This window comes from Enterococcus sp. DIV2419 (assembly GCF_051711865.1).
Taxonomy (GTDB): domain Bacteria; phylum Bacillota; class Bacilli; order Lactobacillales; family Enterococcaceae; genus Enterococcus; species Enterococcus faecalis.
On the sequence record NZ_JBIONS010000001.1, the window covers coordinates 627,951 to 647,500 of the forward strand.

Sequence of the window (19,550 nt, forward strand, 5' to 3'; positions counted from 1 at the left end):
AATCTATGAATAACCCTTGGCGCTTTTTTATCGTCGCAGAAGCATTACTTTTTATTCTGGCGTTATGGCAAATTGTACATAATCCTGGATTAGCTGTTTTATTAACAATTGGCGTTTTACTTGTGGCCTACGTTTCCAGGAAAGCATCTAAAACACATTTTAACAACTTTCAATTCGTCCTCGGCGTTGTTTTTATTGTCATTGGTGCAATGAACAGCACGGCTGTTTGGTTTATGTTGATTTTTGGCGTACTCTTTATCGGCTTAAAAGGCTTTGAGATTTCAGGCGTGGATATAGCTGAGCGAGCACCTTGGCGTAAAAAACAAATGATTATGGTGGAGACGGCGGCAAAAGAACCTAAAAATGGCAAACGATTTAAACGCCGTTGGTTTGCCAATGAACGCATTGGTAACAATATCTATGAATGGGATGATATCAATATTGATTTAATCTCTGGGGACACCATTATTGATTTAGGTAATACGCTACTACCGAAAGAAGACAATATTATTATTATTCGTAAAGGTTTTGGCCGCACGCGAATTCTAGTACCGTTAGGTGTAGCTATTTTGTTAGAACATTCAACTTTTTACGGAACGGTACGTTTTGAAGAAGAAAAATATCAATTGAAAAACGAATCATTAAAAATTTACAGCAATGATTATGATACCAATCTTCGTCGTTTGAAAATTATGACGAACACTTTAGTAGGAGATGTTGAGGTGATCCGTGTATGACCGATCGGATTTCAAGACGCATGATTTCATTATATGCGTCCCTTAGCACCTTTATTGTTATCTTAATTACATTGTTTTCATATTTTCATTCGATTAAACAAAACCGGTGGTTATTAGAGCTTCTTCAGAGAAAAGTCTTTTATTTACCACTAATTGTGCACATTGTTCTCATATCCTTACTAATAGGCTTATTGACCTTTTTACTGATTTCATTGGTTCAAAAAGGGCAATATGGACGGATTGAAGAAAAACTTCGGTTATTGGCCAACGGTAATTATGAAAGTCCAGTCTTAAACAAACCAACGACCAGTGAAAATCAAGACCATTATCTAACCGAAGTCGAACAAGATATTTGGTCGATTAAAAATAAATTATTAGAGATGTCTAAAGAATTGCAATTATTAAACAGTCGACCGCAATTAATGGATGGGCAAACAAAAGAAGAAATTTTAGAGAACGAGCGGCATCGTTTGGCGCGGGAGTTGCATGATTCAGTCAGTCAACAACTTTTTGCAGCCATGATGATGTTGTCTGCATTAAATGAACAAGCACAACGAACAGAAACCCCGGAACCATATCGTAAACAACTAGCCATGGTGGCAGAAATCATTAATGCCTCCCAATCGGAAATGCGCGCGCTACTATTGCACTTGCGTCCTATCAGTCTAGAAGGAAAAAGTTTGCGTAAAGGTATTGAACAATTACTGAAAGAACTACAAACAAAAATTAAAATTGAATTGATTTGGGATGTTGAAGATGTTCATTTAAATAGCAGCATTGAGGATCATCTTTTCCGAATTGTGCAGGAGTTACTTTCAAATACCTTAAGACATGCCAAAGCAAAGGAATTAGAGGTATACTTACACCAAGTCGATAAAAACGTGTTATTGCGTATTGTTGATGATGGTGTCGGCTTTGATATGAAGGAACAAAGTAATAAAGCCGGTAGTTATGGCTTAAATAATATTCGAGAACGTGTTGTCGGCATGGGCGGTACAGTTAAAATTATTAGTTTTAAAGGGCAGGGAACCAGCGTTGAAATTAAAGTTCCTGTCATAAAGGAGGAAACTGCAAGTGATCAAAGTAATGTTAGTGGATGACCATGAAATGGTCCGTTTAGGCGTTTCATCATATTTATCTATTCAAGAGGATATAGAAGTCGTAGGCGAAGCAGAAAATGGTAAGATTGGCTATGAAAAAGCATTGGAACTACGTCCAGATGTTATTTTGATGGATTTGGTAATGGAAGAAATGGACGGCATTGATTCAACAAAAGCGATCTTGAAAGATTGGCCAGAAGCCAAGATTATTATTGTGACGAGTTTTATTGATGATGAAAAAGTGTATCCGGCGATTGAAGCTGGTGCAGCGGGCTACCTATTAAAAACATCAACAGCACATGAGATTGCTGATGCAATTCGGGCGACTTATCGCGGAGAGCGTGTGTTGGAACCTGAAGTGACACATAAGATGATGGAACGGTTAACAAAAAAACAAGAGCCGGTGTTGCACGAAGATTTGACAAACCGGGAACACGAAATTTTAATGTTGATTGCACAAGGTAAAAGTAATCAAGAAATAGCTGATGAACTCTTTATCACTTTGAAAACAGTTAAAACACATGTTTCAAACATTTTAGCAAAACTAGATGTGGATGATCGGACCCAAGCGGCGATTTATGCTTTTCAACATGGTTTAGCCAAATAAATATCAGATAAATCCATAAATAAATTCTAGGAAATCCTTCTAGGAATTTATTTATGGATTTGTTATACTAATTTTAACGAACAGACAGGAGCGGTCAGAAGAAATGAAACAAAATTTTGCAATTATTGGTTTAGGACGTTTTGGCGGCAGCATATGCCAAACTTTGGTGGAAGCTGGTCAAGAAGTTTTGGCCATTGACAGCAGTGAAGACCGTGTCAATGAATATATGAATATTGCAACGCATGCAGTGGTGGCTAACGCCCAAGATGAAATGACGTTGCGTTCTTTAGGAATTCGGAATTTTGATCACGTAGTGGTGGCAATTGGTGAAGATATTCAAGCGAGTATTTTAGTGACACTAATGGTTAAAGAGATGGGGGTTCCCAATGTCTTGGCCAAAGCAGTCAATGAATATCATGCCCGTGTCTTAGATAAAATTGGGGCAGACATGGTCGTTCACCCAGAGCGGGATATGGGTATTCGAATTGCTCACAAACTTGTTTCACGCAATATTTTAGATTATATTGAATTATCTAGCGAATTTTCATTAGCTGAGGTTCGGGTCACCAATCCTAAATTTTACAATAAAACCTTAGCAGAATTAAATTTCCGTCAACGATTTGGTTTAACTGTGGTAGCGATTCGCCGCTCGAAAACAGAAGTAATTGCTTCGCCAGATGCTTCTGAAATTGTTCGAGAAAACGACAATTTATTAGTTATCGGTGATACCGCAGACGTTGATTTATTAGATGAAAAAATGAATGGCTAAGCACTTTATTCTCTAAAAGCACTGCGCTGTGCTACAATAAATGGCGACAGAGATGTGAAGGAGGAACAAAGAATGAAATTAGAAGTGACACCGAAAGCCCAACAATGGTTTAAAGAAGAAACCGGGGTTCAGCCTGAGACAGGCATTCGTTTTTTCGGAAAAATTTACGGAAAAACACCTGTTCATGATGGTTTTTCCATTGCGATGTCTGTAGAAGCGCCAGATGAGCCAATGATTAAAGAGAATCTAGATGGGATTACCTATTTTATTGAAGAAACAGATGATTGGTTCTTTAAAGGGTATGATTTGATTGTTGATTATGATGAAAAGAATGATGAACCGCGTTATCAATTTGAAGCAAACCAAGAAGATTTAACAAAATAATTTTAGTGTTAAACAGAAGAAGCTTAAGTAGTGCGTAGGACTATTTCTGTTGCTTTCGTTTAACCGCTAGTCAGCCTGAGAAAAAATCGTTTTGGATTTTTTCTCAGGTTCTTTCTATTTAATTAAGCTATTCTTAATTGGATATCGTTATTTAATAAGGCTATCATATGGTATAATGATAATTAACTGAAGTGTGGAGGAAATAAAATGCTATCAATTGTTGTCCCTTGTTATAATGAGGAAGCAGCGATTCCGCTGTTTTTTGAAGAAGTAGAAAAAATTAGCCAGCAACTATCTCATTCAGTAGAATATATATTTGTGAATGATGGCTCAAAAGATAATACGTTAGCTGTTTTAAGACAGCTTTATCGCGAACATCCAGAGAAGGTCCGTTATCTTTCTTTTTCACGAAATTTTGGGAAAGAAGCAGGCTTATACGCTGGTTTAAAAGAAGCAACAGGTGACTTAGTGACAGTCATGGACGTTGATTTACAAGACCCGCCTGAGTTATTACCTCAAATGATTGAGATGATTGAAACCAGTACAGATTTAGATTGTGTTGGCACACGACGCATAACAAGAGACGGCGAACCGCCCATTCGTAGCTTTTTTGCTCGGATGTTCTATAAACTCATTAATCGAATTGCTGAGACAGAAATGGTGGATGGTGCCCGTGACTTTCGTGTTATGACCCGACAAATGGTCGATGCGATTTTAGAGTTATCTGAGTATAATCGTTTTTCAAAAGGGATCTTTAGCTGGGTCGGCTTTAAAACAGAATATATTGAATTTAAAAATCGAGAACGAATTGCTGGAGAAACCTCTTGGTCTTTCTGGAGTCTATTAAGTTATTCAATTGACGGGATTGTCAATTTTTCAGAGACACCATTGAATATTGCTTCATACGTTGGCGCCTTTTCGTGTATTGGTTCTGCACTAGCAATGTTAGTGATTATCTTTCGAACATTAGTTAATGGTGATCCAACAAGCGGCTGGCCTTCAATGGTTTGTATTGTACTTTTTGTAGGTGGTTTGCAACTATTATGTTTAGGAATTATTGGCAAATATATTGGCAAAATTTTCTTAGAAACGAAAAAACGACCAATTTATATTGTAAAGGAATCAGAAAAAGATTCTAAAAAATAACCAAAAAAGCAGAGAAAAATTCTCTGCTTTTTTGTTATGCGTTAAAAAAAGTGTAAATAGGCTTTTCAGAAAAACAACATTTTTTACATAAAAAATACATTAACTTTACCTATTTTTATCTTAATGAAACAGCTTTGCTCTCGCGGTTGCAAGAAATAAATGTTAAAATCAAAAGGTATGCTATTAAATGTTTTTTTGGAGGTTGGGTCATGATAGAAGTTATCGATTTGAAAAAAGTATTCGATAATGGGTTTGAAGCGTTAAAATCGGTCAATTTTACGATTGAGCAAGGGGACTTGGTTTGTTTGTTAGGACCAAGTGGGTGTGGGAAATCCACAATTTTAAACTTAATTGCAGGTTTATTACATCCAAGTGATGGAGATATTCAGTTTCGACAGCAATCGGTTGTCAAAACAGCACCAAAAGATCGGAACATCGGGTTCGTTTTTCAAAACTATGCCTTATATCCACATATGACTGTTCTAGAAAACGTAATGTTTCCTTTGACAGTAGGAAGTAAGAAAGTTCCCAAGGCAGAGGCACAAGCTATTGCCGAAGAATATATGAAACTAACGAATATTGAAGAGTTAAGCCATAAAAAGCCAGGCACACTTTCTGGTGGTCAACAACAGCGTGTTGCGATTACCCGAGCGTTAGTTCAAAAACCAGATGTTTTATTATTAGATGAGCCTTTAAGTAACTTGGATGCACGTTTGCGTTTGAAAATTCGTGAAGAAATCCGCCGCTTGGTGAAAGAAGTAGGCATTACAACAATCTTTGTAACGCACGACCAAGAGGAAGCGCTATCAATCAGTGATAAAATTATTTTATTAAACGAAGGGGTTATTCAACAAAATGATGAACCTCAAAACCTTTACTTAGAACCAAATAACTTATTTGTTGCTCAGTTCATAGGTAACCCAATTATTAATTTATTGTCTGTTGAAGTGAAAGACGGCAAAATGTACCATGAAAGTTTTGAAATTCCGCTTGAGCGTTTTGAGCAAGCACGCTTTAAAATGCCAATGACTGATGGGAAATATACGTTTGCTTCTCGTCCAGAAGATGTGGTACCAGCTGAAACAGGTCTCTTTACCACAACGACAGATTTAGTGGAATTGATTGGTCGAGAACGTATTTTACGATTTACATTAGGAAATGAACAAGTGAAATCAATTGTAAGTGTAGAAGAAGCGATTGAAGAAGGAGACACTTTATCTTTTGATTTTTCATATAAAAAAGTATTTATCTTTAACGAAGCGGGAGACCGGGTTTACTAATGAAAAAATACAATCCAGAAAATCAACCAAAAGCATGGCTCTTCCTTCTGCCATCATTAGGAATCATTTTACTGTTTAGCGTTTATCCGCTGTTTCGTTCTTTGTGGATGAGCTTCCAAAAAGGTTCCTTAATTAACCAACGCTACGCTGGTTTAGAAAATTATCAACGTGTATTGAATGATCCAATCTTCTATAAAGCGTTAAAAAATACAGCGCTCTATGCATTTGCTGTGGTACCGATTGCCTTGATAATTTCCCTAGCAATTGCTTGGATTATCTTTGAAAAAGTTAAACATAAGAGTTTCTTTGAAACGATTTTCTTTATGCCTTATGTAACGAGTACGATTGCCATTGGGATTGTCTTCCGTTACTTCTTTAATGGCGATTATGGAATTGTCAATTACGTCTTAGGTTTTTTCGGCATTCCTTCTGTCAACTGGCTAGATAATGTTCAAATGAGTATGCCAACATTGATTATTTTTGGGGTTTGGACGAGTTTAGCATTTAATATTATTATTTTGTTGGCGGGTTTGAGAAATATTGATGAAGAACACTTTAAAATAGCGAAAATGTTTGGTGCCTCAGACGGCGAAATTTTCCGACGTATTACGTTTCCGCAGCTAGTCCCGACCATTGCCTTTTTATTAACGGTCAATTTAATTGGCGCCTTTAAAGTTTATACACAAGTTTATGCTTTATTCGGTGGTCGTGCGGGGATTGCCAATAGTGCCACAACCGCAGTGTACTATATTTATGACAAATTCCACATTGCAGGGCGTCCCGGAATTGCGATGGCCGCCACAGTGATTTTATTTGTGATTATTTTAGTGGTCACTTTCTTACAAAATAAACTCTTAAAGAAAGTGGGGCAATAAGCCAATGAAAAAAGTTTTAACGATTATCGCATTTGTTTTCTTAGGCATTTTAGCCGTTATTACGTTATTTCCATTTGTCTATATGATTTTAGCTGGTTTAATGAGTTATTCTGAAGCGACCAGCATGCCGCCAACCATGTTTCCAAAACAACCACAATGGCAAAACTACACAGAGGTCTTTCAAAAAGCACCCTTTCTTCGGTATTTCTTGAACACAGTCTTTGTTTCAGGCGTTACAACGATTGCTACGGTAGTCACCGCCGTTTTAGCTTCATTCGCGTTAACGAGTTTGAAGTTCCGTTTTAAAAATGTGGTCATTGCTTTGATGATTTCGTTATTAATGGTTCCGTATGAATCTATTATTTTTACCAATTATCAAACGATTGCGCAATTAGGTTTGTTAAATACTTACAGCGCCTTAATTATTCCATTTTTAACTAGTATTTTTTATATTTACTATTTAAACGGTTATTTAAAAGGTATTCCTGATACTTTTTACAAGGCTGCCAAGATTGATGGCGCTAGTGATTTAGAATATATTTGGCGTATTTTAGTACCAATGTCAAAACCAGCGTTGGTAACAGTAGGGATTTTAACATTTATTTCTAGTTGGAATTCTTTCTTGTGGCCATTGTTGGTGACGAACGAGAAAAAATACCGTCTATTGAATAATGGACTATCGGCCTTTGCGACAGAGAGCGGTAGTGACGTACATTTACAAATGGCTGCTGCAACATTAACCGTTATTCCAATTTTAATTATTTACTTGATTTTCAGAAAAGAAATTATCAGAGGAGTTGCAAAAAATGGAATCAAAGGCTAAAACAACTGTGACTTTTCACAGTGGCATTTTAACAATTGGAGGAACCGTGATTGAAGTGGCGTATAAAGATGCCCATATCTTCTTTGATTTTGGTACAGAATTTCGACCAGAATTAGATTTGCCCGATGATCACATTGAAACCTTAATTAATAATCGTTTAGTGCCAGAATTAAAAGACTTATATGATCCACGTTTAGGTTATGAATATCATGGTACAGAAGACAAAGAGTATCAACACACCGCTGTTTTCTTATCTCATGCCCATTTAGATCATTCACGCATGATTAATTATTTAGACCCAGCTGTTCCGTTGTACACCCTAAAAGAAACGAAAATGATTCTAAATAGTTTAAATCGCAAAGGTGATTTTTTGATTCCATCACCGTTTGAAGAAAAGAATTTTACCCGAGAAATGATTGGTCTTAATAAAAACGATGTGATTAAAGTTGGCGAAATTTCAGTGGAAATCGTACCTGTTGATCATGATGCGTACGGTGCTTCGGCATTACTGATTCGCACGCCTGACCATTTCATCACATACACAGGTGATTTGCGCTTACATGGCCATAATCGTGAAGAGACTTTAGCTTTTTGTGAAAAAGCCAAACATACTGAATTATTAATGATGGAAGGCGTAAGCATTAGCTTCCCAGAACGTGAACCAGATCCAGCCCAAATAGCGGTTGTCAGTGAAGAAGATCTTGTTCAGCACTTGGTTCGTTTAGAACTAGAAAACCCGAATCGACAAATTACCTTTAATGGTTATCCAGCAAACGTGGAACGTTTTGCTAAGATTATTGAAAAGTCACCACGTACAGTCGTTTTAGAAGCAAATATGGCTGCGTTGTTACTTGAAGTATTTGGAATAGAAGTTCGTTATTATTATGCTGAATCTGGTAAAATACCAGAATTGAATCCAGCGTTAGAAATCCCGTATGACACGTTACTAAAGGACAAAACAGACTATTTGTGGCAAGTTGTGAACCAGTTTGACAACCTCCAAGAAGGTAGTTTATACATTCACAGTGATGCACAACCGTTAGGGGACTTTGATCCACAGTATCGCGTGTTTTTAGATTTGTTGGCTAATAAAGACATTACTTTTGTCCGTTTAGCTTGTTCAGGACATGCAATTCCAGAAGATCTGGATAAAATTATTGCATTGATTGAACCTCAAGTATTGGTTCCAATCCATACGTTAAAACCAGAAAAACTGGAAAACCCGTATGGTGAAAGAATATTGCCAGAACGTGGCGAGCAAATTGTTTTATAAATTTTTTTAAGGGAGAGAAAAAAATGAAGTTCAAAACTCTAGCAACAACAGTGTTAGCAACCGCAGCTATTTTCGCATTGGGGGCTTGTGGTAACGGTAATGGGGCCAAAGAATCAAACGATATTGTGAAAGAAGTGAAGGAAGATACGACAATCACTTTCTGGCATGCAATGAATGGGGTTCAAGAAGAAGCGTTAACAAAATTAACGAAAGACTTCATGAAAGAAAATCCAAAAATTAAAGTGGAATTACAAAATCAATCTGCTTACCCTGATTTACAAGCCAAAATCAATTCGACTTTAACTTCACCAAAAGATTTACCAACAATTACGCAAGCGTACCCAGGCTGGTTATGGAATGCTGCACAAGATGAAATGTTAGTGGACTTAAAACCATATATGGATGATGACACAATCGGCTGGAAAGATGCAGAGCCAATTCGTGAAGTGTTGTTAGATGGCGCCAAAATCGACGGCAAACAATACGGCATTCCATTTAATAAATCGACAGAAATGTTATTCTATAATGCTGATTTGTTGAAAGAATATGGTGTTGAAGTACCGAAAACATTAGAGGAATTAAAAGAAGCTTCTAAAACAATTTACGAAAAATCCAACAAAGAAGTCGTTGGTGCTGGTTTTGACTCGTTAAATAACTATTACGCAATTGGAATGAAAAACAAAGGCGTTGATTTTAATAAAGACTTAGATTTAACAAGCAAAGATTCACAAGAAGTCGTGGACTATTACCGTGATGGTATCGAAGCAGGTTACTTCCGCACAGCTGGTTCAGATAAATATTTATCTGGCCCATTTGCAAACAAAAAGGTAGCGATGTTTGTCGGTAGTATTGCTGGTGCTGGTTTTGTTCAAAAAGATGCTGAAGCTGGTGGCTATGAATATGGTGTTGCACCACGTCCTGAAAAAATCAACTTACAACAAGGAACAGATATTTATATGTTCGATAGTGCTACGCCAGAACAACGGACAGCGGCATTTGAATTCATGAAATTCTTAGCAACGCCTGATTCACAATTGTACTGGGCACAACAAACAGGTTATATGCCAATTCTAGAATCTGTTTTACACAGTGATGAGTACAAAAATTCTAAGACAACCAAAGTACCTGCACAACTTGAAAACGCAGTAAAAGATTTATTCGCTATCCCAGTAGAAGAAAATGCTGATTCAGCCTATAATGAAATGCGGACAATTATGGAAAGTATTTTTGCTTCATCAAATAAAGACACGAAAAAATTATTGAAAGATGCAACGTCACAATTTGAACAAGCATGGAACCAATAATCAATAAATAAACAGACGTGGGAGGTTGGGATCTGAGTCGTTATGGCTCGTGTTCTAACCTTCCTGTTCTTTTGGGCGGAAGAAGGAGAGAAACAAAATGCAAATAAAAATTTTAGCAACAAGTGATATGCATGGGTATATTATGCCAACAAGTTATAGTGAAAAAAAGATGGATTTGCCTTTTGGAACCGCGAAAGCAGCAACCATGCTGAAAAAGTTACGGGCGTCTGCCAAAGGACCAGTTTTTCAAATTGAAAATGGGGATTTTATTCAAGGTTCGCCGCTTAGTTACTACGTAAGAAAAGCAGAAACACATTCAGTGGCTGCCATCACTAAAATCATTAATCAAATGAATTATGATGTTAGCATTTTAGGTAACCATGAATTTAATTACGGTTTAGATTATTTAAAGGAAACGATTGCCAGTTATCAACAGCCAGTTTTAGCTGCCAATATTCTTGGTAAAGATGGACAACCTTATTTCGGTCAGCCGTATGTCATCATAGAAAAACAAGGGGTTAAAGTAGCCATCCTTGGCGTGACGACTCAATATATTCCTCATTGGGAACAGCCGGCAACAGTCAAAGATTTAACGTTTAAAAGTGTCGTTGAAACAGCGGCGGAATACGTGCCAAAACTGCGGGAAGAAGCGGATCTAGTTGTTGTCGCTTACCATGGCGGTTTTGAAAAAGATTTAGAAACAGGGGAACCCACGGAATTACTAACAGGAGAAAATGAAGGCTACGATTTATTGGAAAAAGTTCCTGGGATTGATGCCTTAGTCACTGGTCACCAACATCGAGAAATTGCTACAAAACTGAATGGAATACCTGTGATTCAACCAGGTTTTCGAGGAGCTTTCGTTGGAGAAATTACTTTAGAAATTGAACCTATGGCTAAAGGCTATCACGTTATTGGAAGTGACGCAGCTATTCATCCTGTTGGAAACGAACAACCAGATACAGAAGTTTTAGCTTTGACAACAGCGTTACATGACGAGGTAGAAGAGTGGCTTGATCAACCAGTGGGAAATGTGGAAGGGGATATGACGATTCAAAATCCGAATGCCGTACGCCTCAAAGAACATCCATATATAGAATTTATTAATAACGTCCAAATGGCTTCAAGCGGAACGGATATTTCAGGGACTGCACTTTTTAACAATGAAGGCAAAGGGTTTAATAACCAAATTACGATGCGCGATATCATTACCAACTACATTTATCCAAATACCTTGGCTGTATTGCGTGTCACTGGACAAGACCTCCGTGAAGCGTTAGAACAAAGCGCTACTTATTTTGTGTTAGAAAAAGGCCAACCAATTTTCAACCCGAAATATGTCGATCCAAAACCACAATACTATAATTATGATATGTATGAAGGCATTGAGTATACGCTTGATTTAAGACAACCGTTTGGTGAAAGAGTGACGAAACTTAATTATCATGGCAAAGCAGTGCAAGCAGAAGATGTTTTGGAAATCGTGACAAATCAATACCGAGCAGTCGGTGGCGGAAACTATCAAATGTTCCAACCTGAAAAAATTATTCGAGAAATTCAAATTGATATGACGGAACTGATTGCAGAATATTTAAAAAAACATCCAATCATTCAAGCGTCGACAAATGATAACTTCAAGGTTATCTGGTAAAAAATAGCAAAAAAAGCCTTCAACCATACAATTACTTGAAAGATGGTTGAAGGCCTTTTTTGAGTTAATAGCCTTTTTTTAAGGAAACTTGGTTTTTGACGAGGGTCTGATCCGTCACAAATTGATTTAAGTTTGGAATAAAAATCGCCAGTAATTTTGATTTGAACTTCGGTGTCATGCCAGAAATATGAGGTGTTAATAAAACATTCTGCATCTCCCATAAAGGGCTATCTTCGGGAAGAGGTTCTTCTTCAAAGACATCTAAGGCAGCAAAAGCAATGGTTTTATTGTTTAAGGCAGTTATCAAATCGTTCGTTGCTACTGAGGCGCCTCGACCAACATTTACGAAAATTGTTTCAGGAGCCATTTTTTCAAAAAGTGCCTGATTGTATAAATGTTTTGTTGTTTCAGTCAAAGGAAGAATGTTCACAACAATGGACATTTCATGGATAATTTTACTCATATTCTTCTGTGAATAGCATTCAATGAAGCCTTCCGTCACATGTCCAGAGGTATTCACGCCATAAACTTGAAGATTTAAACCTTTAGCAAATTTAGCTAATTGTTGTCCGATTTGCCCGGTGCCTACGATTAACATTTTTTGCCCAGAAAGTTGTTGATAGGAAGGGGCTGTTTGATTCCATGTGTGTTGCATTTGTTGTTGGATACTTTCTTGCAGTCCGCGGGTATGTGCTAATAAAACGCCTAAAACATGTTCTGAGATAGAAACACTATGGATTCCGCTACCATTAGACAACAGAATGCCTTTTTCTCTTAATTTATCAAAATCCATATAATCAGCACCAGCAGAAATGAGCTGAATCCATTTTAGGTGACTAGTATCAGATGCTAATAAACGCGGACCAATTTCTTTATGCCAGCCTAACATAATTTCGATGGCCTCTTCTTCAGCAGATGATAAATGATCGGTAGATGTTTTAACTAGATAATTGGGTGCCACAGCTTTCACTTGTTCCAGTTGTTCTTCGTTGAATACTTCATTTAAATAAATAATTGGTTGGTTCATCTTTCTTCCTCCTAGCACTTTTTATTGTATCAAAAATAAATTTAAAAGAGAAAAAGAAAGGCTTTTCAGTAAAGCAGAAAGCCAAGGACAAAAATCCGATTTAGATTTTTGTCCTTGGCTTAAAAACTGCTAAAGTCCAGTGCTAACCTTATTTAGGTACGCCGTTTTCAAATAAACTTGTACTATGAACTGGTTGACGTCGAGCATCGGGCCGTAAGTAATGTAAAGCATTATTTACGGCAGTAGGTGCCTCACCAAAGCCTGTAGCGATTAATTTCACTTTTCCCTCATAGGAACAGATATCCCCTACAGCGTATACACCAGGAATGTTAGTTGACATATCGGAATGAACATTAATAGCATTTCTAGAAACGTCTAATCCCCATTCTTTGAGGTGTGTTAAAGAAGAAGTGAAGCCATAATTGATAATTAAATCATCCAGAGGGAGATCCAATGTTTGGTCACCTTTTGTCTCCGTTAATTGGATGCCTGTGAACGTTTCGTTTTCCTTTAAAATATCACTAATGATATAGGGAGTTCTGATAGAAACACTAGATTTTTCCAGTTGTTCCACGCTATGTTCGTGGCCGCGAAATTGTGGGCGACGATGGATAATAGATACTTCTTCTGCGACGTTTTCTAGCATTAAAGCCCAGTCAATTGCGGAATCGCCGCCACCAGCAATCGCAACTTTTTTGCCAGCGAATTTTTTCATGTCAGTCACATAATAATGGATTGACTCACCTTCAAAGGCTTCAACATTTTCGATAGCTAAACGTCGAGGTTGGAAAGCGCCGTTACCAATCGCAAAGATAACCGTTTTAGAATAATGTGTGCCTTTAGTTGTGTCTAAGCGCAAAAGTCCATCTGCTTCCTGTGCAAGGTGTGTGACCTCTTCTTCCAAGCAAACATCGTGCTGAAATGGCTGCATCTGTTTTTCCAAATTGGCAATTAACTCACCGGCTTTAATAGCAGGGAATCCAGGAATATCATAAATATATTTTTCGGGATACAGCATTGTTAGCTGACCACCTAATTGTGGCAGGCTATCAATGATTTTCGTTTTCGCTTTACGAATTCCCGCATAAAAAGCGGCAAATAATCCAACAGGACCGCCGCCGATAATCGTTAAATCATAAATATCTTTTTCATCAGACATTTGAAAATTCCTCCTAATTCATTTAGGGTTGAGACAACTATTGATCGTTTTGCGAACACTTCACAAAATAGCACGGCTTTTCGAAAAAAGCAAGTTTGGCTAACGAATCAAAGCATTCTTTAATCATTGGAAAAAGATCATAGCAATTTTCAGCATTTTTCGATATGATGGAACTATAAAATAATTATCTAGGAGGACATTCTCATGTCACAATTTCCACAATTAGATTTAGAAAATGCTAAAGGCCCAAAAGCGGTCATTAAAACAAACCGAGGCGACATCACTGTTCAATTATTCCCAGAACAAGCGCCTAAAACGGTTAAAAATTTTGTTGAATTAGCGAAAAAGGGCTACTATGATGGCGTTATTTTCCATCGTGTGATTCCTGATTTTATGATTCAAGGCGGTGACCCAACCGGAACAGGAATGGGCGGCGAAAGTATTTATGGAGAAGCATTTGAGGATGAATTTTCTCGGGATGTTTTCAATTTGCGTGGCGCATTGTCAATGGCAAATGCTGGTCCTAACACAAATGGCAGCCAATTCTTTGTTGTTACTAATCAAAATGTTCCAGCTCAAATGATGAGTCAGTTAGAAGATGCTGGTTTTCCAGAAGAAATTATTGAAGCTTACAAACAAGGCGGAACACCTTGGTTAGACTTCCGTCATACTGTTTTTGGTCATGTTGTTGATGGTATGGATGTAGTGGATGAAATTGGTGGAGTCCAACGGGATGCCCAAGACCGTCCAACATTTGACGTCGTGATGGACACAGTTGAAATCATTGGTGAATAAGTTTAACCAATTGAAAAAGAGAGTACCAACGAGGGACAAATTCGTTGGTACTCTTTATTTTTTTCTTAAAACGACTAACTTTTTTTTAAAAGCATCCAAATCGCTTCTTTTAATGAAGTCTTTATAGGATACTGAGTTAAAGAATAGAAGGAGAGGAAGCAAATTTGTTAGAAAAATACAGATATCCAATGGCCTTGGCTTTGTTTGCAGTAATACTCCCATTTATAGGAACATTTTTTACGTATGTAGATCAGCAAGGAATCATTCATGAACCAGGATTTTATACAATCATAATTGGAGAAATTTTACTTCTATTTTCAGGTATCTGGTTCGTCAGAGTTTATTTAGCTAAACGCAAAAGAAAGAATTAAAAACAGCTGTCCTAAAAACTAGGACAGCTGTTTTTAATTAAAGGCTTTTTTGATACGTAAAAGGCCTTCTCCGAGAGTTTCTTTTGAACAAGCTAAGTTTAAACGCATGTGTTGAGAACCTTTGGGACCGAAACTAATTCCTGGATTTAGAACCACTTTCCCCTTATGAATTAAGGTATCGCGAAGTTCCCGATCCGTTAGCGAATAAGAACTAAAGTCTAACCATAAAAGATAGGTTCCTTCAGGCTCCATTACGCGAACGCTAGGCATCTCTTCACGGAAAAAAGAAAGGGCAAAATCAATATTTTCTTTTAAATAATCCAGTAACGCCGTTAGCCATTCTTCCCCTGTTTGATAGGCAGCTGCCGTTCCAACGTAGCCAAAAGTATTGATGCCGCCTTGATGATTTTTGTCTTGTAAAGATACGAAAGATTGCCGTAGTTTTTCATTAGGAATGAACAGCATTGAATTTTTGATCCCCGCTAAATTAAAGGTTTTCGTTGCTGCGGTTAAGGTAACAGTGAATTCCTTAAATGCTTCATCAGCGACAGTGAAGGAAGTGAAGGTATGCGGTTTGAAAATCAAATCCTGATGAATTTCATCGCTAACCACAGTTACTTGGTGTTTTTGGCATAAACGGCCAATTGCTAGCAATTCTTCTTTTGTCCAAACACGTCCACCAGGATTATGGGGATTACAAAAAAGTAACAGTTTCACCTTTTCTTCGATTATCTGTTGTTCCATTTTAACCAAATCAACTTCATAATGTCCGTTAACTTCTAGTAAGGAATGTCGCACGAGTCTACGCTCATTTTGTTTTACCACATCTGCAAAAGGGGGGTAGACTGGATCACAAATCATGACAGAATCAGCAGGTGCTGTATACGCTTGAACGGCTGTGGCCAAACTGGGTACCACGCCACTATTAAACAAAATTTCTTCTTTTTCAACAATCAATTGATGGTGTTGCCGTTGCCAATCTTGAATTGCTTGATACAGTTCATTAGGTGCAATCGCATATCCTAGAATGCCCTGTTCAATAACTTGTGACAAAGCATCAAGAATAGGCTGATGCACTTTGAAATCCATATCAGCAACCCATAAAGGTAGTAAATCTTTTTCGTGGTAACTCGTTTCAACGGTGTCCCATTTAACACAATTCGTGTGGCGACGATCAATGGTTTCATTAAAATTAAACATAAGATAACTCCTTTTCTTCTATATAAAGTCTTACTTCCTATAGTATAGTAGATTTTGCTTAAAAGATGAAACAATAGTTTTAACAACTAGGGAAGAAATAATGCACAAACGTTGAAAAAATGCTATTATTTTAAATGAGTAGAAACGGAAAAAGAAATTTATCGTATGAAAAGAGGAAATTTGATGAAGTACAAAATTGGTATGGTACTTTCTGGCACAATTACCGGACTTCAACCATATGGCGCATTTGTTTCTTTAGACGAAGAAACACAAGGACTGATTCATGTTTCGGAAGTACAAGCTGGCTTTACCAAAAATATCCATGGACTCTTAACCGTTGGACAAAAAGTAACCGTTCAAGTTATTGATGTTGATGAATATTCTCAAAAGATTAGCTTATCTTTACGAACCCTTGAAGACAAAGTTCATTCAGTGAACCATCGACGCAAAAAATATTTTACGGATAAGAATAAAAAAATTGGCTTTGCAACCTTAGACAAAGAACTTCCAGAATGGATTGATGAAGCAATGGATAAGTTGCTTGAAAAATAATTCTGTATTTTTTCAGAAAGTGTGTTACAATTTCTTTTGTTAGTGAATCTAAAAATTAATTGAGGTGGATGTCGTGTCTAACAAAAAAGTCGCTGGAACAATCATACTGAACTTAAACGATGGTAGTAAAAAATTTTTGATGCATCCAATAGGTGAAGCGATTGAGTTTGCGATGGCAAAAGTTTCTGATGAGATGACGGGTTTAGCTAGTATGCTACAATGGTTCAAAGAAGAGGTTCAATTGGACGTTACTTCAATTAGCTTAGTAGAATTAACTAACGCGCATATCAATAAAGAAAATGTTCCGCTGTTTGTCTTCGAGATGGATGAACAAGCACTTAAAAATGAAATGGATAAAGACTATACATGGGTAGAACCTGCAGAATTAAAAACGATTTGGTCAAAATATCATATTGAAGGTGTCCCAATGTTTTAAACAAAAAAGAAAGAATCTGTCGATAATCGAACAGATTCTTTCTTTTTTTATGTTGGACGTAAAAAAGTTAATCGAACTATTTCAAATATATGATTCAAATTGTTCGATTTTTAGTAAGTAATTAAACTGTTTTGATAGACAATTAGGATTTAAAAAGTTTAAAAACGAAATAATTGAAAAGAATGAAAACAGATTGAAAACTTCTTTTAATTTTTTTGAAAAAAAGTGTTGACCAAACATCAAAATCTTGATATATTATTACATGTCGCAAGGCGAGTCACACAGCTGAGCGATTCAGAAATCAATAATTAAATAACAATTCTTGATTTCAAATCTCTCGAAAAAAGTTTGAAAAAACAACAAAAAAGTTGTTGACAAATAACAAACGAGATGATAAGATATAGAAGTTGTCACAACAGACAACAACAACCAAGCAAAACAACTTAAAAAAACTTTTTTAAAAAAGTTCTTGACATTCAAACGAAAGTTTGTTATGATATAAAAGTTGCTGCGAGGTAACGTAGACCTTTGAAAACTGAACAAAGAATAGACGAACCAAATGTGTAGGGCGTCTTGATTCAATTCAAGACAACAAACATTTTTAACAAGCAAGCAATATGCTAGCAAACAAATTGAGCTTAACAATCGTAAGATTGTTCTAACTTTTATTATGAGAGTTTGATCCTGGCTCAGGACGAACGCTGGCGGCGTGCCTAATACATGCAAGTCGAACGCTTCTTTCCTCCCGAGTGCTTGCACTCAATTGGAAAGAGGAGTGGCGGACGGGTGAGTAACACGTGGGTAACCTACCCATCAGAGGGGGATAACACTTGGAAACAGGTGCTAATACCGCATAACAGTTTATGCCGCATGGCATAAGAGTGAAAGGCGCTTTCGGGTGTCGCTGATGGATGGACCCGCGGTGCATTAGCTAGTTGGTGAGGTAACGGCTCACCAAGGCCACGATGCATAGCCGACCTGAGAGGGTGATCGGCCACACTGGGACTGAGACACGGCCCAGACTCCTACGGGAGGCAGCAGTAGGGAATCTTCGGCAATGGACGAAAGTCTGACCGAGCAACGCCGCGTGAGTGAAGAAGGTTTTCGGATCGTAAAACTCTGTTGTTAGAGAAGAACAAGGACGTTAGTAACTGAACGTCCCCTGACGGTATCTAACCAGAAAGCCACGGCTAACTACGTGCCAGCAGCCGCGGTAATACGTAGGTGGCAAGCGTTGTCCGGATTTATTGGGCGTAAAGCGAGCGCAGGCGGTTTCTTAAGTCTGATGTGAAAGCCCCCGGCTCAACCGGGGAGGGTCATTGGAAACTGGGAGACTTGAGTGCAGAAGAGGAGAGTGGAATTCCATGTGTAGCGGTGAAATGCGTAGATATATGGAGGAACACCAGTGGCGAAGGCGGCTCTCTGGTCTGTAACTGACGCTGAGGCTCGAAAGCGTGGGGAGCAAACAGGATTAGATACCCTGGTAGTCCACGCCGTAAACGATGAGTGCTAAGTGTTGGAGGGTTTCCGCCCTTCAGTGCTGCAGCAAACGCATTAAGCACTCCGCCTGGGGAGTACGACCGCAAGGTTGAAACTCAAAGGAATTGACGGGGGCCCGCACAAGCGGTGGAGCATGTGGTTTAATTCGAAGCAACGCGAAGAACCTTACCAGGTCTTGACATCCTTTGACCACTCTAGAGATAGAGCTTTCCCTTCGGGGACAAAGTGACAGGTGGTGCATGGTTGTCGTCAGCTCGTGTCGTGAGATGTTGGGTTAAGTCCCGCAACGAGCGCAACCCTTATTGTTAGTTGCCATCATTTAGTTGGGCACTCTAGCGAGACTGCCGGTGACAAACCGGAGGAAGGTGGGGATGACGTCAAATCATCATGCCCCTTATGACCTGGGCTACACACGTGCTACAATGGGAAGTACAACGAGTCGCTAGACCGCGAGGTCATGCAAATCTCTTAAAGCTTCTCTCAGTTCGGATTGCAGGCTGCAACTCGCCTGCATGAAGCCGGAATCGCTAGTAATCGCGGATCAGCACGCCGCGGTGAATA

Annotated in this window: 19 protein-coding genes, 1 rRNA gene and 1 pseudogene (1 of these 21 only partly in view); 18 read left to right on the forward strand and 3 right to left on the reverse strand. The window is 38.0% G+C overall.

From position 1 onward, the window contains the following. Positions 1-5 precede the first annotated feature (5 nt). From liaF to IGI97_RS02980, 12 genes are all read left to right on the forward strand, one after another. Positions 6-737 (forward strand): cell wall-active antibiotics response protein LiaF, encoded by a 732-nt coding sequence (gene liaF, locus IGI97_RS02925; RefSeq protein WP_002381168.1) that lies wholly within the window; start codon positions 6-8, stop codon positions 735-737. Further along, positions 734-1,837 carry a sensor histidine kinase gene (locus IGI97_RS02930; protein WP_002365182.1) on the forward strand — a complete coding sequence of 368 codons (1,104 nt, stop codon included), beginning with the start codon at positions 734-736 and terminating at the stop codon, positions 1,835-1,837. The genes liaF and IGI97_RS02930 overlap by 4 nt, the downstream gene beginning before the upstream one ends. Continuing rightward, positions 1,812-2,444 carry a response regulator gene (locus tag IGI97_RS02935; RefSeq protein WP_002355137.1) on the forward strand — a complete coding sequence of 211 codons (633 nt, stop codon included), beginning with the start codon at positions 1,812-1,814 and terminating at the stop codon, positions 2,442-2,444. The genes IGI97_RS02930 and IGI97_RS02935 overlap by 26 nt, the downstream gene beginning before the upstream one ends. A 103-nt stretch (positions 2,445-2,547) precedes the next feature. Further along, on the forward strand, positions 2,548-3,213 hold the full coding sequence (locus IGI97_RS02940) for a potassium channel family protein (protein ID WP_002355139.1): 666 nt from the start codon (positions 2,548-2,550) through the stop codon (positions 3,211-3,213). Positions 3,214-3,267: 54 nt separating this feature from the next. Continuing rightward, entirely contained in the window at positions 3,268-3,597 is a 330-nt protein-coding gene (locus IGI97_RS02945) for a HesB/YadR/YfhF family protein (RefSeq protein ID WP_002355140.1), read from the forward strand. 207 nt (positions 3,598-3,804) lie between these two features. Then, entirely contained in the window at positions 3,805-4,743 is a 939-nt protein-coding gene (locus IGI97_RS02950; RefSeq protein ID WP_002373102.1) for a glycosyltransferase family 2 protein, read from the forward strand. Between the two features lie 146 nt (positions 4,744-4,889). Further along, positions 4,890-6,023, forward strand: a complete 1,134-nt coding sequence (locus tag IGI97_RS02955) for an ABC transporter ATP-binding protein (protein ID WP_002396511.1) — start codon at positions 4,890-4,892, stop codon at positions 6,021-6,023. After that, the gene (locus tag IGI97_RS02960) at positions 6,023-6,898 is read left to right on the forward strand and encodes a carbohydrate ABC transporter permease (protein ID WP_002355143.1); all 876 of its coding nucleotides are present in this window, start codon (positions 6,023-6,025) and stop codon (positions 6,896-6,898) included. The genes IGI97_RS02955 and IGI97_RS02960 overlap by 1 nt, the downstream gene beginning before the upstream one ends. 4 nt (positions 6,899-6,902) lie before the next feature. Next, on the forward strand, positions 6,903-7,721 hold the full coding sequence (locus tag IGI97_RS02965; protein WP_002355144.1) for a carbohydrate ABC transporter permease: 819 nt from the start codon (positions 6,903-6,905) through the stop codon (positions 7,719-7,721). After that, on the forward strand, positions 7,705-8,994 hold the full coding sequence (locus IGI97_RS02970) for an MBL fold metallo-hydrolase (protein ID WP_438737955.1): 1,290 nt from the start codon (positions 7,705-7,707) through the stop codon (positions 8,992-8,994). The genes IGI97_RS02965 and IGI97_RS02970 overlap by 17 nt, the downstream gene beginning before the upstream one ends. A gap of 23 nt (positions 8,995-9,017) precedes the next feature. After that, positions 9,018-10,298 (forward strand): extracellular solute-binding protein, encoded by a 1,281-nt coding sequence (locus tag IGI97_RS02975; RefSeq protein ID WP_002359172.1) that lies wholly within the window; start codon positions 9,018-9,020, stop codon positions 10,296-10,298. 97 nt (positions 10,299-10,395) lie between these two features. Further along, positions 10,396-11,949 (forward strand): bifunctional metallophosphatase/5'-nucleotidase, encoded by a 1,554-nt coding sequence (locus IGI97_RS02980; RefSeq protein ID WP_002378886.1) that lies wholly within the window; start codon positions 10,396-10,398, stop codon positions 11,947-11,949. Between the two features lie 64 nt (positions 11,950-12,013). Here IGI97_RS02980 and IGI97_RS02985 read toward each other — a convergent pair whose 3' ends face one another. Beyond that, positions 12,014-12,976 carry a phosphoglycerate dehydrogenase gene (locus IGI97_RS02985; RefSeq protein ID WP_002355148.1) on the reverse strand — a complete coding sequence of 321 codons (963 nt, stop codon included), beginning with the start codon at positions 12,974-12,976 and terminating at the stop codon, positions 12,014-12,016. Between the two features lie 148 nt (positions 12,977-13,124). Then, positions 13,125-14,135 (reverse strand): NAD(P)/FAD-dependent oxidoreductase, encoded by a 1,011-nt coding sequence (locus IGI97_RS02990; protein WP_002368301.1) that lies wholly within the window; start codon positions 14,133-14,135, stop codon positions 13,125-13,127. A gap of 204 nt (positions 14,136-14,339) precedes the next feature. Here IGI97_RS02990 and IGI97_RS02995 point away from each other — a divergent pair, with 204 nt between their 5' ends. Both IGI97_RS02995 and IGI97_RS03000 read left to right on the forward strand, forming a co-directional pair. After that, positions 14,340-14,930 carry a peptidylprolyl isomerase gene (locus IGI97_RS02995; RefSeq protein WP_002355150.1) on the forward strand — a complete coding sequence of 197 codons (591 nt, stop codon included), beginning with the start codon at positions 14,340-14,342 and terminating at the stop codon, positions 14,928-14,930. Positions 14,931-15,094: 164 nt separating this feature from the next. After that, the gene (locus IGI97_RS03000; protein ID WP_438737958.1) at positions 15,095-15,301 is read left to right on the forward strand and encodes a DUF3955 domain-containing protein; all 207 of its coding nucleotides are present in this window, start codon (positions 15,095-15,097) and stop codon (positions 15,299-15,301) included. Positions 15,302-15,334: 33 nt separating this feature from the next. On the opposite strand, the gene IGI97_RS03005 is transcribed toward IGI97_RS03000, so the two are convergent. Next, the gene (locus IGI97_RS03005) at positions 15,335-16,501 is read right to left on the reverse strand and encodes a MalY/PatB family protein (RefSeq protein WP_438737960.1); all 1,167 of its coding nucleotides are present in this window, start codon (positions 16,499-16,501) and stop codon (positions 15,335-15,337) included. 183 nt (positions 16,502-16,684) lie between these two features. Between IGI97_RS03005 and IGI97_RS03010 the strand changes: the two genes are divergently transcribed. From IGI97_RS03010 to IGI97_RS03025, 4 genes and pseudogenes are all read left to right on the forward strand, one after another. After that, positions 16,685-17,053 carry a CvfD/Ygs/GSP13 family RNA-binding post-transcriptional regulator gene (locus tag IGI97_RS03010; RefSeq protein ID WP_002365178.1) on the forward strand — a complete coding sequence of 123 codons (369 nt, stop codon included), beginning with the start codon at positions 16,685-16,687 and terminating at the stop codon, positions 17,051-17,053. A gap of 64 nt (positions 17,054-17,117) precedes the next feature. Beyond that, positions 17,118-17,489: a hypothetical protein gene (locus tag IGI97_RS03015; RefSeq protein WP_438737962.1), complete on the forward strand. Its 372-nt coding sequence runs from the start codon at positions 17,118-17,120 to the stop codon at positions 17,487-17,489. Continuing rightward, positions 17,473-17,721: pseudogene (locus tag IGI97_RS03020) on the forward strand (hypothetical protein). Before IGI97_RS03015 ends, IGI97_RS03020 begins: the two are co-directional and overlap by 17 nt. A 434-nt stretch (positions 17,722-18,155) precedes the next feature. Further along, positions 18,156-19,550: ribosomal RNA gene (locus IGI97_RS03025) — 16S ribosomal RNA — on the forward strand (it continues 166 nt past the right edge of the window).

Bases quoted from the DNA above. Each gene is read 5' to 3' on its own strand.
- liaF (WP_002381168.1), top strand. From the start codon at position 6: ATGAATAACCCTTGGCGCTTTTTTATCGTCGCAGAAGCATTACTTTTT.
- IGI97_RS02930 (WP_002365182.1), top strand. From the start codon at position 734: ATGACCGATCGGATTTCAAGACGCATGATTTCATTATATGCGTCCCTT.
- IGI97_RS02940 (WP_002355139.1), top strand. From the start codon at position 2,548: ATGAAACAAAATTTTGCAATTATTGGTTTAGGACGTTTTGGCGGCAGC.
- IGI97_RS02950 (WP_002373102.1), top strand. From the start codon at position 3,805: ATGCTATCAATTGTTGTCCCTTGTTATAATGAGGAAGCAGCGATTCCG.
- IGI97_RS02960 (WP_002355143.1), top strand. From the start codon at position 6,023: ATGAAAAAATACAATCCAGAAAATCAACCAAAAGCATGGCTCTTCCTT.
- IGI97_RS02965 (WP_002355144.1), top strand. From the start codon at position 6,903: ATGAAAAAAGTTTTAACGATTATCGCATTTGTTTTCTTAGGCATTTTA.
- IGI97_RS02970 (WP_438737955.1), top strand. From the start codon at position 7,705: ATGGAATCAAAGGCTAAAACAACTGTGACTTTTCACAGTGGCATTTTA.
- IGI97_RS02975 (WP_002359172.1), top strand. From the start codon at position 9,018: ATGAAGTTCAAAACTCTAGCAACAACAGTGTTAGCAACCGCAGCTATT.
- IGI97_RS02980 (WP_002378886.1), top strand. From the start codon at position 10,396: ATGCAAATAAAAATTTTAGCAACAAGTGATATGCATGGGTATATTATG.
- IGI97_RS02985 (WP_002355148.1), bottom strand. From the start codon at position 12,976: ATGAACCAACCAATTATTTATTTAAATGAAGTATTCAACGAAGAACAA.
- IGI97_RS02990 (WP_002368301.1), bottom strand. From the start codon at position 14,135: ATGTCTGATGAAAAAGATATTTATGATTTAACGATTATCGGCGGCGGT.
- IGI97_RS02995 (WP_002355150.1), top strand. From the start codon at position 14,340: ATGTCACAATTTCCACAATTAGATTTAGAAAATGCTAAAGGCCCAAAA.
- IGI97_RS03005 (WP_438737960.1), bottom strand. From the start codon at position 16,501: ATGTTTAATTTTAATGAAACCATTGATCGTCGCCACACGAATTGTGTT.
- IGI97_RS03010 (WP_002365178.1), top strand. From the start codon at position 16,685: ATGAAGTACAAAATTGGTATGGTACTTTCTGGCACAATTACCGGACTT.